General features: G+C 73.0%; 13 protein-coding genes. 6 read left to right on the top strand and 7 right to left on the bottom strand.

Going from position 1 to position 14,844, the window contains the following annotated elements; translation table 11 throughout:
- The first annotated feature begins 62 nt into the window (after positions 1–62).
- Positions 63–2,087: an MFS transporter gene (locus ACBJ32_RS34895; RefSeq protein ID WP_375130375.1), complete on the top strand. Its 2,025-nt coding sequence runs from the start codon at positions 63–65 to the stop codon at positions 2,085–2,087.
- Here the strand turns inward: ACBJ32_RS34895 and ACBJ32_RS34890 are convergent.
- Entirely contained in the window at positions 2,062–3,627 is a 1,566-nt protein-coding gene (locus tag ACBJ32_RS34890) for an ATP-binding protein (protein ID WP_375130374.1), read from the bottom strand. The genes ACBJ32_RS34895 and ACBJ32_RS34890 overlap by 26 nt on opposite strands.
- Positions 3,628–3,831: 204 nt before the next feature.
- A complete protein-coding gene (gene fxsA, locus ACBJ32_RS34885; RefSeq protein ID WP_375130373.1) occupies positions 3,832–4,023 on the bottom strand; it encodes an FxSxx-COOH cyclophane-containing RiPP peptide in 192 nt (63 codons plus the stop codon).
- A gap of 295 nt (positions 4,024–4,318) precedes the next feature.
- Between fxsA and fxsT the strand changes: the two genes are divergently transcribed.
- Entirely contained in the window at positions 4,319–6,781 is a 2,463-nt protein-coding gene (fxsT, locus tag ACBJ32_RS34880; protein ID WP_375130372.1) for an FxSxx-COOH system tetratricopeptide repeat protein, read from the top strand.
- 4 nt (positions 6,782–6,785) lie between these two features.
- On the opposite strand, the gene ACBJ32_RS34875 is transcribed toward fxsT, so the two are convergent.
- Positions 6,786–8,003: an FxsB family cyclophane-forming radical SAM/SPASM peptide maturase gene (locus ACBJ32_RS34875; protein ID WP_375130371.1), complete on the bottom strand. Its 1,218-nt coding sequence runs from the start codon at positions 8,001–8,003 to the stop codon at positions 6,786–6,788.
- Between the two features lie 239 nt (positions 8,004–8,242).
- Between ACBJ32_RS34875 and ACBJ32_RS34870 the strand changes: the two genes are divergently transcribed.
- Positions 8,243–8,620 carry a helix-turn-helix domain-containing protein gene (locus tag ACBJ32_RS34870; RefSeq protein WP_375130370.1) on the top strand — a complete coding sequence of 126 codons (378 nt, stop codon included), beginning with the start codon at positions 8,243–8,245 and terminating at the stop codon, positions 8,618–8,620.
- Between the two features lie 55 nt (positions 8,621–8,675).
- Here the strand turns inward: ACBJ32_RS34870 and ACBJ32_RS34865 are convergent, their stop codons facing one another.
- Positions 8,676–9,644, bottom strand: a complete 969-nt coding sequence (locus tag ACBJ32_RS34865) for a zinc-binding dehydrogenase (RefSeq protein WP_375130369.1) — start codon at positions 9,642–9,644, stop codon at positions 8,676–8,678.
- 114 nt (positions 9,645–9,758) lie between these two features.
- On the opposite strand from ACBJ32_RS34865, the gene ACBJ32_RS34860 reads away from it, so the two are divergent.
- Both ACBJ32_RS34860 and murF read left to right on the top strand, forming a co-directional pair.
- Entirely contained in the window at positions 9,759–10,715 is a 957-nt protein-coding gene (locus tag ACBJ32_RS34860; protein WP_357882022.1) for a D-alanine--D-alanine ligase family protein, read from the top strand.
- The gene (gene murF, locus ACBJ32_RS34855; RefSeq protein WP_375130368.1) at positions 10,712–12,085 is read left to right on the top strand and encodes a UDP-N-acetylmuramoyl-tripeptide--D-alanyl-D-alanine ligase; all 1,374 of its coding nucleotides are present in this window, start codon (positions 10,712–10,714) and stop codon (positions 12,083–12,085) included. The genes ACBJ32_RS34860 and murF overlap by 4 nt, the downstream gene beginning before the upstream one ends.
- 1 nt (position 12,086) lies before the next feature.
- Here murF and ACBJ32_RS34850 read toward each other — a convergent pair whose 3' ends face one another.
- The 3 genes from ACBJ32_RS34850 to ACBJ32_RS34840 form a co-directional block, all read right to left on the bottom strand.
- The gene (locus ACBJ32_RS34850) at positions 12,087–12,782 is read right to left on the bottom strand and encodes an aspartate/glutamate racemase family protein (protein WP_357882019.1); all 696 of its coding nucleotides are present in this window, start codon (positions 12,780–12,782) and stop codon (positions 12,087–12,089) included.
- Between the two features lie 63 nt (positions 12,783–12,845).
- Entirely contained in the window at positions 12,846–13,997 is a 1,152-nt protein-coding gene (locus ACBJ32_RS34845; RefSeq protein ID WP_375130367.1) for an MFS transporter, read from the bottom strand.
- Positions 13,998–14,044: 47 nt separating this feature from the next.
- Positions 14,045–14,509, bottom strand: coding sequence for an RrF2 family transcriptional regulator (locus ACBJ32_RS34840; protein WP_375130366.1), 465 nt, complete (start codon positions 14,507–14,509; stop codon positions 14,045–14,047).
- Between the two features lie 113 nt (positions 14,510–14,622).
- On the opposite strand from ACBJ32_RS34840, the gene ACBJ32_RS34835 reads away from it, so the two are divergent.
- The gene (locus ACBJ32_RS34835) at positions 14,623–14,787 is read left to right on the top strand and encodes a hypothetical protein (RefSeq protein WP_357882013.1); all 165 of its coding nucleotides are present in this window, start codon (positions 14,623–14,625) and stop codon (positions 14,785–14,787) included.
- The last annotated feature ends 57 nt before the right edge of the window (positions 14,788–14,844 follow it).

Below are 14,844 nucleotides of genomic sequence, written 5' to 3'. Positions count from 1 at the left end.
GCCGGCGGTCACGGTAACGTGCCTCAACGTGCGCGACAGCCGTGCGGAACAAATGCCGTCCCATGGGTGAAGCGTGGAACGTGCCAGGCCAGATCTCCAAGCGTGACCGGTGCGATCCAGCCAAGACGCAGACGCTCCCGCCGTCCGGCGGTGGCGCGTCCTTCCATGCACGCCAGCCGCGCAGTGTCCTGCGCGTCGCCTTGGGAACAGGGATAGAGGTGGCCGAAAGCACCGAAAGCGCGCAACCGGGCCATGTTCCCGGCCTGGCGGAGAGGCGGGACCTCCGGCTCCTGTGGACCGGCTCCACCGCCTCGCAACTGGGGAACATGGCCTCCACGGTGACCGCACCACTGCTCGCGCTCACGCTGACCAGCTCACCCGTCTTCGCCGGATGGGTGGCCGCCGCCGGCACGCTGCCGCGCATCCTGCTGCACCTGCCCGCCGGGGTGCTGGCCGACTACTCCAACCGGCGCCGGGTGATGGTCGGCAGCATGCTCGTCCGCGCGGCGCTGGCCGTGCTGATGGTCGGCTGCCTGCTCGTCGGCCAGGGCGGCGACGAGGGCATCGTGTACCTCCTGCCGCTCGTCAGCGTCGCGCAGGGCATCTGCGTGGTGCTCTACAGCACGGCGGAGACGACGGCCGTGCCCTGGCTGGTGCGGCGCGAGCGGCTGGCCAAGGCCATGGCGGGCAACGAGGCCCGCACCCACGTGGCCGGGCTGCTGGGCAGGCCGCTCGGCGGGTGGCTGTTCGAGCTGGGCCGCTGCTGGCCGTTCCTGCTGGACGTCGCGACCTCCGTCGTGTCGGCGCTCACCCTGCTGAGGATGCGGAACAAGCGGTTCGCGCGGGCCGCGGCCGGGCGGCCGCTGCGGGCGGCGTGGCAGATCCGCGCGTTCCGGCGCGGCCTGACCTTCCTGCGGCACGAGGAGTTCCTTGCCCGCGTCATGATCGTCTGCGCGCTGGCGAACTTCGCCTTCCAGACCCTGGGCCTGACCCTGGTCCTGCTCGCCCACGAGCGGCACCTGTCGCCGCTGGTGATCGGCCTGCTGATCGCGGCCTCGGGGCTGGGCGGGGTGCTGGGCTCGCTGATGGCCCCGCGCATGCTGCGCAGGATGAAGCCGGCCCGGCTGATCGTCGCGGGTGTCTGGGCGTGGTTGCTGCTGAGCGCGTGCCTCACCGTGGCCGACCACGGCTCGCTCCTGTACGTCGCCGCCGTGCTGCCCGCCGCGTGGGGCGGGATCGGGTTCATCGGGGCGCACATCAACGTCGCGCTGGTCCTCTACCAGGCCTCGGGCGTGCCGAAGAGGCTGTTCGGCCGGGTCACCAGCGTGATCCGGTTCTTCTCCGGCAGCACCGTGCCGCTCGGAGCCCTGGCGGGCGGCTACCTCCTCGCCCTGCTCGGCACGGAGGGCGCCGTCGTCCTCGTGGCCGCCGTGGTCGGCGTGCTGGCCCTGGCGATCTCCGCCCCGCGGCGCCCGTCATCCGTCCGGCGCCGGCTCCGCCGGGAGCGGCCGGGCGACGGGGCCGGGCACGGGAGCGGGGAGCTCCCTGGCCACCTCGTGGAAGAGGTCGTCGCTCAACGCATGGAGGCTGCCCTGCAGGCTGGTCTGTATCGCCGCAGGAGCCTCCGCGGGCACCGAGGTGGACCACGCCTGAAGGTAGGCCTCGTCGACTGCCCGGCTCAGCGACTCGATCCTGTGGTGGACCCGCGGCGGGCACAGCGGCCGCAGCCACGCGACCGCGACGCTGGCCGCCAGGTACTCCACGCGTACCTGGCGGAGCTGCTCGGGCCGGTCCTCGCCGCCGAGGCGGGCAAGGCTGTTGCCGCGCATGTCCAGGGAGATGCGTACGGCGAGGCCGAGCTTCAGCACCGCCGCCTGCGCGTCCGCGAACGCCGCGAGCAGCTCCTTGACCTGTGCGTCCTGCCGGAGCGCTTCCCGCTCCTCCGCCGCCGCCGCACGGTCCTGCCTGATCTTGTTCCGCTCACTGATCATGTAGAAGCCGGCGCCGGACAGCGCGGCCAGCACGGCGCTGCCGCCGGTGATCAGGGTGAGCAGTGCGGTTTCACTGATCAGCGATGCCTCCTGTGAGCGCCTGGCCGAGGCCGGTCCGTACGACCGGGTCGTTCGGGATCCTGCTGACGGCCGCCATCAGGTGCTCGATGGCCGTGCTCCGCCTGCCCTGGGCGAGCGAGATACGGCCGACCGCGGCGAGCATCCAGCCCACGGAGGCGCCGTCGTTGAGCGCCTCGTACAGGGTCGCGGCGGCGAGGTAGCGGGCGACGGCCTCGTCCGGCGAGCGCTGCTCGTAGCAGAGGTTGCCGAGCAGCGACTCGATGTCGGCGCGCACCCGCATCTCCTTCGGCGGGCAGACGCGGGCGGCCTCGCGGGCCAGCCGCCCGGCCCGGTCCGGCTCGCCCGCGGCGCGGGCGCGCACGGCGGCGCACAGCAGCGCGGCCGGGTCCGGCGGGGGCGAGGGCCACTGCCCGGGGTCGAGCCCGCGCAGCGGGGCGAGCAGGCGCCGGCGGCGCAGGTCGGGGCCCGCGCTGTGCCGGGCGTCCGTGATGAGGTGGCGGTCCTCCAGCGAGTGCAGGAACGCGTCGGTGATCTCGGCGGCCGGGGCCGTGCCGGTCCCGCCCCGGTGCAGGACGGTGCGCCGCAGCCAGGACTCCAGCTCGCGCGGCGACAGCTCGTGCTCGGCCGCGGCGGCGGCGAGCGTCCTGCCGCACCAGTCGGCCAGGGCACGCTCGACCTCCGCCCGCAGGCTCGCCGGGACGAGATGGTCGTGGCCGGGGGGATCGCGCCACAGGTGCGCCCCCGCCACCTGCAGGAGCAGGGGGTCGATCGCCCGGGTCAGCCGGCTCACGCGGCCGCTCTCGTCCCTGACCGCGCGCAGCTCCTCCAGCAGCTCCTCGACCTCGGCGGGCGGCAGGTGCAGCCGCATGGCCTGGGCGGAGCGGCTCACGACGTCGGTGGCGGCCTCGGGAGTCAGGGGCCTGAGGTGGTACTCGGCGCATTCCGGCCGGCCGGCGTCCTTCACCTCGTGGCGCAGGTCGTCGAGGTAGTCGGAGCGTACGGCCAGGAGCAGGCGCAGGTTCGGCCGGCGGGCCAGCGCCTCGAAGAGCTCGTCCAGCAGCCGGCGGCGGTGCCCCTGGTGCGGCTCCTGCCGGCGCAGGAACGCCTCCGCCTGGTCGACGGCGGCGAAGATCGGGGCCGGCTCCCCGTCGCTGTCGAGGGTCTGCCTGCCGCGGACGAACTCGCCGACCGACAGCTCCGCCAGCCGCCCCGGCGACTCCTCCGGGTCCCAGGACGACAGCAGGGTGAGCACGTACGGGTTGTGGCCCGGCAGGGCGGCGGCCGGCCAGACCTGGCACGAGGTGGCCCGGCCGAGCGGCAGCACGTTGGCGTTGTCGGCGCGCAGCTTGGGGATGAGACCCGCGCGCAGCAGCGAGGTCTTGCCCGCGGCGGCGTCGGAGTGGAGGATCGTCAGCCGGTTGCGCCGCCACAGCCCCCGCAGCAGCCGGATCTCGTCGGACCGTCCGAAGAAGAGGCTCTCGTCATGAGCGGTGAACGGCCGCGGGCCGATGAAGGGGCTGCGTTGCCGCCGCAGTGCCGCGGGTATTCCTGCCATGGGGAGACCTCGCTAACCGAGGAGCCGACATATCGCGTCGCCGGGCCGGGGAACGACCCGGTACGCCACGGTGCGAAATCAAATATCGCCCGGGCCGAAACGCAATGATGTCTCATTCCGCACCACATTCCCAAGGTACCGCACGTTGATGCGGAGCACTTGTCGGGCGCGGCCGTTTCGGGCCCCCGAAATGAAAGTCGGAGGTCAGTTCCCCGCGCGCGCGGGAGGCGTGCTGTTGTCGAATGCCGCGTACACGTCCTCCTGCTCCCGGCCGTGCTCGAACAACTCGCGCAAGGCCGTGCCCAGGGCGGAGTCGCCGAGTTCGCGCAGGTGGACGGGGGAGAGTGCGGAGACGTCGACCAGGTCGCCCTGTCGTACGGAAAGCTGCGGTCGCATGAGCGCTCCCTCGTGGCCATGAGTCGCCGGCGGCGGCCCCGCCCCGTTGAAATTGATCAGGACTTTCGTGGAGCCATTAATCCGGTGCTCTCAGTCTTCGTCTGACTCTACCGCTGCGGGGCCGGTCCGGACGGTTAGGATGGTGCTCGTCATCATTACTTCCCCATGCCTTTGCGGTCGCAATCCATCGAACGAAAACGTCATCGGGTCGAGTGGACGGGAGGCGGAACGCGTGATGGTTTCAGAGCCGTCCACCACGGAGCGGTCACCACGTGATTTTCCGACGGTGTGGAAAGTGCCCCCGCGGAACAAGAACTTCACCGGGCGGGAGACCCTGCTCAACAGGCTGCACACGGGCATCGGCGACAACGTCACAGCGGTGGTGCCGCACACCCTGCACGGCCTGGGCGGCGTCGGCAAGACGCAGATGGCCATCGAGTACGCCTACCGCTTCCGCGACAGCTATGACGTCGTCTGGTGGATCCCCGCCGACCAGCCCGGCCTGGTCCGTGCGACCCTGGCGCAGCTCGCGCCGAAGCTGGGCGTGCCCGACGCCACGACGGCGGGCATCGAGGACGCCGCCAACGCCGTGCTCGACGCCCTGCGCAGGGGCGAGCCGTACGCCCGCTGGCTGCTCATCTTCGACAACGCCGACCAGCCCGAGGACTTCGGCGAGCTCATCCCGCCGGGCCCCGGCGACGTCCTGGTCACCTCGCGAAACCACCGCTGGGCCGGCGTCTACGAGACGATCGCCGTGGACGTCTTCCCGCGCAAGGAGAGCATGGAGTTCCTCGCCAAGCGCGTGCCGTCGGTCACGGTCGAGGAGGCCGACAGGCTGGCGGAGGCGCTCGGCGACCTGCCGCTGGCGCTGGAGCAGGCGGCCGCCCTCCAGGTCGAGACCGGCATGTCCGCGCAGGAGTACCTGCGCCTGTTCGAGCAGCACGCCTCCAGCCTCCTGGAGGAGGGCAAGCCCCGGGAGTACCCCTGGTCGATGACGACGGCCTGGCGGCTGTCGGTCACCAAGCTGCGCGAGCACCTGCCGGAAGCCATGGAGCTGCTGCGCACCTGCGCGTTCTTCGGCCCCGAGCCCATCCCGCGCGACGCCTTCCGCCCGGTCAAGGGCCCGGTGCGGCCCGAGCTGGCCCAGCTGCTCGCCACGCCCATCCGGCTGAGCAAGGCCATCGCGACGCTGGCGCGCTACGCGCTGGTGCGCATCGACCCCGACGAGCGCACGCTCCAGGTCCACCGGCTGATCCAGGCGCTGCTGAGGGAGGAGCTGCCGGCGCCGCTGCAGGACGAGATCCGCTCCGAGGTGCACTCCCTCATCGTCGAGGCGGCCCCCGCGGGCGCCGACATCCCCGCGAACTGGCCGCGCTACCAGGCGCTGCTCGCCCACGTGGACCCGGCGGAGATGGCGCAGAGCACCCGGGCGGACGTCCGGTCGTTCGCGCACGACATGCTGGGCGCCCTGGCCTCGTCGGGCGACTACCGCACCGCCAGCAGGTACGCCGACGCGTTCGTGCGGCAGTGGTCCCGCGACTCCGGGGCCACGGACCCCGACGTGCTGCGGGCGCAACGCGTCAAGGGCGACATGCTGCGCGAGTTCGGCCGCTACGCCGACGCGTACGAGCTCAACACGGCGACGCTGGCCACGATGCGCGAGGTGCTGGGGCCCGACCACCGCGAGGTCCTGATCCTGCTCAACGGCATCGGCGCCGACCTGCGCGGGCGCGGCCGGTTCATCGACGCCAGAGAGCACGACAAGGAGTCGGTGGAGCGGCACCGGGCCGTGCTCGGCTCCGACGACGTGCAGACGCTGCGGGCGATCAACAACCTGGCGCTCGACTACGGCCTCACCAGCGACTACCGGACCTCGCAGGCGCTGCTGGAGGAGGCGTACCGCGCGGCCCAGGCCAACGAGAGCAGGGTGAGCAGGGGCACCTTCCTCAACCTGTGGGCCAGCCTGGCCCGGTCGGTCAGGCAGTGCGGCGACTACAACGAGGCGTGCGACGTGGGCAGGGACGCGCTCGGCTACGGGCGGCAGCATCTCGACGCCGACCACCCGCGCGTGCTCCTCGTGCAGAAGGACCTGGCCATCGCCCTGCAGCGGGCGGGCGAGCGGGAGGAGGGCCTGGAGCTGGCGCGGGACGTGCACGGGCGATACGTGCGCATCTACGACCTCAACCACCCGGGCACGCTGGCCGCGGCCACCTGCCTGGCCAACTCCCTGCGCAGCAACGACCTGGTGGAGGACGCCTACAGGCTCGCCAAGGACACCATGGACCGCTACGCCAGGGTCTACAGCTCCGAGCACCCGTACCACCACGGCTGCATCAGCAACGTGGCGCTGCTGGAGCGGCTGCGGGGCGAGCCCGCGCTGGCGTACGAGCTGAACGAGCAGGCGCTGGCCGGGCTGGAGGCCAGGTTCGGGCGCGACCACCACTACGTGCTCACCGTCGCGGTCAACCTGGCCGGCGATCTGGCCGAGCTGGGCGAGTTCGACCGGGCCTGCCGCCTTGGTGAGGAGTCGCTGCGGCGGCTGCGCGGTCTGCTGGGCGAGCACCATCCGGCCTCGCTGGCCGCCGCCGCCAACCTGGCCACCGACCTGTCCGCCGCCGGCCGGGGCGACGAGGCCAAGCGATTGTTCGACGAGACGATGCGGCGCTACGAGGAGACGCTCGGGCGCGAGCATCCCGACGCGCTGGCGGCGGCCGAAGGGCGCCATCTCGACCTCGACTTCGACCCGCCGCCGATCTAGTCGCTCAGCCGGGAGCGCCGGTCAGGAGCGCCACGTCATCGGCCACGAGCCGCCGGATGTGCGTGATCAGCCGGTACAGGTCGCGGCAGTAGACGGAGGGGTTGCGGAAGCCCGCGCCGGAGCGGTACCGGTGCGGGTAGAGGCCGCCGCCGCAGACGCGGGCGATCGCGCACGAGGAGCAGCGGGCCGACAGCGCCTGCTCGCCGATCTGCCGCGCCGCCACCGAAGGCAGGAAGAGCGCCGTGTCGAACGAGTCGCGCAGCACGTGCAGCATGGTCACCGTGGCCCCGTCGTAGGCCGACTTCAGCGTGTCCACCTGCTCGATGCTGCCGTCCGTCTCCACCACCACGACCGCCACCGGTGACAGGCCGATCGCCTCGCTGCGCGACGGCCGGCCGAGGAGCAGGCGGATGATCTCGCTGAACAGCCGGACCTGCGTCTCCTGCTCCGGGGCCTGGTACCAGCGGTCGAAGACGGCTACGAGCCAGTCGCCGTACGGCGTGCCGTCCCGCGACCAGCCGGGCGGCGGGGTGTCCCAGTTGCCGTGCGGCAGCAGGAAGTCCACCACCGGCGGGCCGAACCGCAGCAGCGCCTCGTACGTGACGACCGGGTCGCTCGCCAGGTCCAGCGTGCACAGCAGGCCGCTGAACAGGTGCCGGTACGCGGGCGCGGTCAGGCGTTCCAGCCCGGCCCGCACCTCGGCGTAGGTGCCGGTGCCCTGCGCGCGGCGGCGATGGCGGTCGTGCCCCTCCTCGTCGCCGTCCAGGCTGACACCCACCCGCACGTCGAGCTCGGCGAACAGCCGCAGGAACGCCTCGTTGAGCAGCACCCCGTTGGTCTGCACCCGGACGGTCGCCGTGACGCCGTCGCCGAGCTCGGCACGCAGCCGGTTCACCGCGTAGCGGGTGTGCTCGACGCCCGCGAGCAGCGGCTCGCCGCCGTGCAGGACGATCTCGACGTTCCGCATGCCGTGCGCCTCGGCGTGCTCGGCGACGCGCGCGGCCACCCGGTCGATCGTCGCCTTGGACATGCGGCGCGGCTGGCCGCGCCAGCCCTGGTCGGCCATCTCGTAGACGTAGCAGTAGTCGCAGGCCAGGTTGCAGCGGCTGTGCAGCTTCAGGATGAACTGCCGGAACGGCGTCGGCCGCCACCCCGACTCCAGCAGGTTGCCGACGTCGAGGCCGGCCGGCCATTCGAGCTCGCGCCGGGCGTTGTTTCCCACGCTGATCAGCTCCTGATGGCGAGATGCGAGCGCAGCGGCGGCTGAGGGCTCGGCGGCAACGGGGATGCCCCGGATCCGAGATCGGCAAACGCCGGGCTGGTAGCCGCCACATGGACAACGACCGGGCAGGAAACGGTCATGACTCTGGCCAGCCCGCCGTGCCACGCTCCGATGCACGTGGGGAGCGCGGGCCCGCCTCGGCAGCGCCGCGCCCGCCCGGGCCGAGACAAGGAACGGATGTGCGTTTGGACTACCGCTGGCACCTGCGGAAGGTGATGGCCGTCCGCGGCATGTACGCCACCACGGACCTGCGGCCCCTGCTCGCGGAGCGGGGGTTCCGGCTGTCGCAGAGCCAGGTCTACCGGCTGGTCGCCGAGCGGCCGGTGCGGCTCAACCTGCACGTGCTGATGGCCCTGCTGGACATCCTCGACTGCACGATGGAGGAGCTCATCGAGCCGGTCACGGCCGGCCGGCGCCCGGCAGCCGAGCCGGGGCCGGCTGCCGGGCACGCGTCCGAGAGGGAGGCCGGGCCCGCCGAACCGCCGCCCGGGCACGCGTCCGAGGACGCCGGGCCCGCCCCGCAGCGGCCCGGGCGGGCGCAGGTCCTTCCCGGATGAGGAGCCGGGGGCGGCCGGCCGCGGCGAGGCGGCTCGGGCGCGGCACGCCGGCCCCTCAGGGGATCAGCAGCGTCTTGCCGAGCGTGGCCCGCCTGCCGATGGCCGCGTGCGCGTCGGCGGCCCGCTCCAGCGGGAACGTCTGGCCGATCACCGGCCGCAGCCGCCCGGCGGCGCCCTCGGCCAGCGCCCGCACCGACAGCTCGTACGTGGCCGCCGGCGACGGGAAGGCCGCGCCCATCGGCACCAGGGTGACGCCCCGCCCGGCCGCCTCCTCCTCGGGGATCGACGTCATCGTCCCGCTGCCCGCCCCGAACGCCACGAACCGCCCGCCCCGCCGGACCAGCTCGAACGCCGCCCGCCCGATGGCGCCGCCCGCGGGGTCGGCGGCCACGTCCACGCCCGCGCCGCCGGTCGCCTCGCGTACCCGCTCGGCCCAGTGCGGCTCGGTGTAGTCCACGCCCACCTCGGCGCCCCGGCTCAGGGCCAGGTCCAGCTTGGTCTTCGAGCTGGCGGCGGCGATCACCCGCGCGCCCGCCTGCCTGGCGAGCTGGATCAGCAGGCTGCTGACGCCGCTGGCGGCGGCCCCGATCAGCACCCACTCCCCGGCCACGGGCGCGAGGGCCCGCGCGACGCCCAGGGCGGTGCGCCCGTCGTTCAGCAGGCCGACCGCGTCGCGCAGCCCGAGCCCGTCCGGGATCGGGATGAGCAGGCCGGCGTCGACCGCCACCTTCTCCGCATAGCCGCCCGAGCCGCCGGTGGTGCTGGCCACCCGCTGCCCGACCAGCGCGGCGTCCACGCCGGGCCCCGCCGCCACGACGGTGCCCGCCACACCGTTGCCGGGGATGACCGGCAGCGCGGGCAGCGGCATGGGCGCCGAGCCCGACCGCACCTGCGTCTCCACGTACGTGATCCCGATCGCCGCGGTCTCGATCAGCACCTGTCCCGGACCCGGCACGGGATCCGGCGTCTGCTCGACCCGCAGCACCTCGGGCCCGCCGAACTCCCTCAACCAGACAGCGCGCATTCTTGGACTCCTTAGACTCTCGGGCAGAAAATGGGCAGTGAATGGCCTGGGAAGCGATCAGCCGGACAACCCAGAATCACCGGGTTGGTTCCCGGTGAGGAAGGCTGATCGACCATGAGTGAACGCCTGCGCGTCGCCGTGCTGGCGGGAGGGCCGTCTCCCGAGCACGAGGTCTCGCTGCAGTCGGCGCAGGCGGTGCTCGACACGTTACCGAAGGACCGGTACGACGCGATCCCCGTCATCATCGACCGGCACGGCAGATGGCCGCTGGACCTGCGCCGCGACGTCGCGGACGTGGTCTTCCCCGTGCTGCACGGCCCGTACGGCGAGGACGGAGTCATCCAGGGCCACCTGGAGACGCTGGGCCTGCCGTACGTGGGCTGCGGTGTCCTGGCCTCGGCCGTGGCGATGGACAAGAGCGCGATGCGGCGGGCGTTCCTCGCGGAGGACATCCCCGTCACGCCGCACGTCTGGTTCACCGAGCACGACTGGCGCACCACGATCGACCCGTGGAGCCTGGTGAAGCCGCTCGACTGGCCGATGTACGTCAAACCGGCGAACATGGGCTCATCCATCGGCATCTCCCGCGTCACCTCCGTCGAGGAGCTGCGGGCGGGGGTGGAGCTGGCCCTCACCTACGACCGGGTGGTCGTCGTGGAGCAGGGGGTCGAGGCACGCGAGCTGATCTGCGGCGTGCTCGGCGACCATGACACCCCCGAGGCCTCGGTGACCGGTGAGCTCCACGTCCACGGCGACTGGCTCGACTACGAGGCCAAATATCTCAGCCACTCGGAGATCGCCACTATTCCCGCCGCGCTGCCCGGCCACGTGGCCGAGGAGGTGCGCGAGCTGTCCCTGCGCGCCTTCCGCGCGGTCGGCGGGTACGGGCTGTCCAGGGTGGACTTCCTCTACGAGGAGGAGACCTGCCGCCTGTACGTGCTGGAGATCAACACCATGCCCGGCTTCACCCCTCGATCCGTCTTCGCCAGGGCGTGGGAGGCCAGCGGGGTCCCGTACCCGGACCTGCTGGGCCGCCTCATCGACCTGGCGCTCGCCAGGAGCGGCTCATGATCCCGATGACGCTGGCCGAGATCGCCCAGGTGCTGGGCGCCGGCCTGCACGACGTGCCGGACCCGCACGCGCCGGTGACGGAGCCGTCGGCGGTCGACTCGCGCGAGGTGCGGCCCGGCGGCCTGTTCGCCGCCACCGCCGGCGCCCGCGTGGACGGCCACGACTACGCGGCCAGGGCCGTGGCCGCCGGCGCGGTGGCCGTGCTGGCCGCCCGCCCCGTCGGGGTGCCCGCGATCGTGGTGGAGGACGTGCAGTCGGCGCTCGGCGTGCTCGCCCGGCACGTGCTCGGCCGGCTCGGCCCGACCGTGATCGCGCTGACCGGCTCCGTGGGCAAGACCACGACCAAGGACCTGCTCGCCCAGGTGCTCGAACCGCACGCGCCGACGATCTCCACCGACCGCTCGTTCAACAACGAGCTCGGGCTGCCGCTCACCGTGCTGCGTGCCGACGCCGGCACCCGGTACCTGGTGCTGGAGATGGGCGCGGGCAGGAAGGGTGACCTGACGTACCTGACCGGGATCGCGCCGCCGCGCCTGGCCCTGGTGCTCAACGTCGGCGCCGCGCACGTGTCACGCATGGGCGGCGGGCTGGCGGACGTGGCCGCCGCCAAGGGGGAGCTGGTCGAGGCCCTCCCGCCGGACGGGTACGCGCTGCTCAACGCCGACGATCCGTACGTCGTCGGCATGGTGTCGCGCACCAGAGCCCGGATCGTGCTGTACGGGCAGTCGCCTGGCGCCGCCGTGCGGGCCGAGAAGGTGACGCTGGACGAGGCGGGCAGGGCCGCGTTCGACCTGGTCACCCCCGCGGGCCGGGCCAGGGTCGAGCTCGGCCTGGTCGGCGAGCACCAGGTGGCCAACGCGCTGGGCGCCGCCGCGGCGGCCGTCACGCTCGGGCTGCCCGCCGACGGGATCGCCGCCGCGCTGAGCGCTGCCACGCGCCGCTCGCCGGGCCGGTTCGAGATCACCGAGCGGCCCGACGGCGTCACGGTCATCGACGACGCCTACAACGCCAACCCGGAGTCGATGCGGGCCGGGCTGCACGCGTTCAAGGCGCTGGCCGGACGCCGCCGCACGGTCGCGATCCTCGGCGGGATGGGGCAGCAGGCCGACGCCTCGCCCGCCCGGCACGCCCAGGTGGGGCGGCTGGTGGCCGAGCTGGGCATCGACGTGCTGATCGCCGTGGGCGACGGGGACGTGCCGGCCATGGCGCGCGAGGCGCGGCTCTCCGGCCCGGGCGTCACCGTCCACCCGAGCGAGGACGTGACGGGAGCGATCGCGCTGGCCAAGGAGCTGATCGAGCCGGGGGACGTGGTGTTCGTCAAGGCGTCCAGCGAGTACGGGCTGGGCGCCTGCGCCCGCGCGCTGCGCTGACTCAGCGCTCTCCCAGGGCGAACCCGGCTGCCGCCTCCGCGTGCAGCCGGGCGCTCGGCAGCACCGGGATCGCGGTGTCCTTGTCGCTGATCAGCAGCTCGATCTCGGTGCAGCCGAGTATCACGCCCTCGGCCCCCGCGTCCGCCAGCTCGGCGACGATCTCCACGTAGGCCTCCTTCGAGGACGGCCGGAGCACCCCGCGCACCAGCTCCTCGAAGATCACCCGATGTACCAGCTCACGCCGCTCGCGCCCGGGCACGACCACCTCGAAGCCGTACGCGGCCAGCCGGTCGCGCAGGAACGGCTCCTCCATGGTGAACCGGGTGCCCAGCAGCCCGACCTTGCGCCACCCCCTGGAGACGACCTCCGCGCCCACGGCGTCGGCGATGTGCAGCACGGGCACGCCGGTGCCGCGTGTCACCTCCTCGCACACCCGGTTGAAGGTGTTGCTGCAGATGAGCAGCAGCTCGGCGCCCATGCGCTCCAGCTTGCCGCCCGCGTCGGCCAGCATCGTGCCCACCTCGTCCCAGCGGCCGGCGAAGATGAGGTCCTCGACGGTCGTGTAGTCGACGGACCAGATCAGGCTGTTGGCGGAGTGGCTGCCGCCGAGCCGTTCGCGTACCCGCTGGTTGATGATCTGGTAGTAGATGATCGTCGATTCCCAGCTCAGCCCGCCGATGAGCCCAATTGTGCGCATGGCGGCAGGTTAGAGGCGGCGCCTGCCCATTTCGCAGGCCGAAAAGTGTCCAGTTTCCGCAGATCAGCGTGGGCGGCGGGTGGCGGCCAGGTAGAGCAGGCATGCGACGGCCAGCGCCGCGCTCACGCCGAGCGCGACCGGCGCCCCCACGGGCAGCAGCAGCCCGCCGAGCGCCGTCCCCAGGGCGATGCCGAGGTAGAGCACGGAGCCGTTCAGCCCCACGACCACGGCCGTCTCCTGGGGCGCGGCGGAGATCAGCCGCAGTTGCTGCGCCGGTGTCTGGAACCAGGTGCTCGCGCCCCAGGCCGCCATGAGCAGCGCGGCCACCGGGAGCACGTGCGGCCCCGTGCCGGTGGCCCAGGCGAAGGCGCCCAGAGTGAGGGCGAGCGCCGCGTACCCCACGGCCAGCACCCGGACGGGGCCGTACCGGTCGGCGGCGCTGCCCGCGACCAGGTTGCTGGCGAAGGCGCCCGCCCCGTACAGGAACAGCAGCCACATCTCCGACTCCGGCGTGGCGCCCAGCGTGTGCAGGAGCGGGACGGCGTAGGCGTACAGGCCGTAACTGGCCATCATGCCGAGCATGGTCAGCGGCAGCACCGCGACGACCCCCGGACGGCGCAGCGCGTCGAGCCGGGCGCGCAGGGGGACGCTCGGGCTGCCGGGCAGGGCGGGCAGGACGGCGATCACGCCGGCGGCGCAGAGCGCGCAGAGCGCGGCGACCAGCCCGAGCGCGACCCGCCAGTTCAGCGCCCTGTCGGCCAGGTTGCCCAGCGGGACGCCGAGCGCGGTGGCCACGGTCAGCCCGCCGACCACCACGGCCAGCGCGCGGGCCCGCTGCCCGGGCGCGGCCATGGAGGCGGCGACGGCACCGGCGTTCGGGGTGAACGCGGCGGCCCCGGCGGCGGCCAGCACCCGGGTGACCATCAGCACCGGGTAGCTGGGGGCCAGCGCGGACCCGAGGTTGGCCAGCGCCAGCACGACGAGCGCGGTGGCCAGCAGGGCCCGGCGCGGCACCCGCGCCGTGAACGTGGCCAGCACGGGGGAGAGCACCGCGTACGCGACGGCGAACACGGTGGCCGACTGCCCGGCGGTGCTCTCGGAGACCTGTAACGACCGGGCCATCGCCGGCAGGAACCCGGCCACCACGTACGCGTCGGTGCCGACGGCGAACGTGCCGAGCCCCAGCACCAGGGTCCTAACCGGGATACGAGACATCCTCATTCCTGTCCTGAGAAGACCGCCAGGCGGCGGGGGAGGGGTGATCAGCCGCGCATGCGCGCGTAGTTGCGCCGGGTGCGCTCACCCGAGGGGGCCGCGTCGGCCATGAGGTCGGCGATCGTCTGCCGGGCCAGCTCCCGGCGCCAGGCCAGCTCGGCCCGCCGCATCGCCATGGAGATCCCGCAGGGGCGGCGGAACTGCCCGCCCTCCGCGCCTGCGCCGCGCTGCCGGATCTCGACGCAGCGGAACGCCTCCGTGGCCCCCTCCAGCGCGGTCACCACGTCCATCATGGTGATCTGCTCGGGCGGCCTGGCCAGCGAGAAGCCACCCCTGGCGCCGGGGGCGGAGGCGAGGATCCCGGCCTTGGTCAGGGCCTGGAGCCGCTTCTTCAGATACTCCTGCGGGAGGTCGAACCAGGCGGCGAGCTTGCGGATCGACACCGGCCCCTCGTCCCTGAGCCAGCCCAGGGTCACGCAGCAGTGCAACCCCCACTCGACTCCTTCACCCATCTGCACAACCGGGATAATACACATCCCGAATAGCCAGCGCGCGTCGTTCCCGATGCTCGCCCACTCTCGGGTTATGGTGCATAACGGTAAGTAGTCGAGAGGTGGGGGCAAAGATGGCTCAGAACGATGGCGTCCAGAATGTCGTGAGCTCGATCAACGACTTTCTCCAGCAGGCCGTCGACCGTCAGGACGTGCCGCAGGACATCCGCGACCGGGCCGAGCGCCTGAGGGCGAACCTGTCGCAGCTGTCGGGCGGCTCGTCGGCCATGTCGATCTAGCCGATCGCAGTCCGGAAGGCGGCGGTCCTCGCCCACGTGCGGGCGGGCCGCCGTCTC

The organism is Nonomuraea sp. GTA35, from assembly GCF_041950525.1.
Lineage (GTDB): Bacteria > Actinomycetota > Actinomycetes > Streptosporangiales > Streptosporangiaceae > Nonomuraea.
Note: the sequence above shows the minus strand (reverse complement) of the source record. Positions and strands in the feature narration are given on the sequence as shown.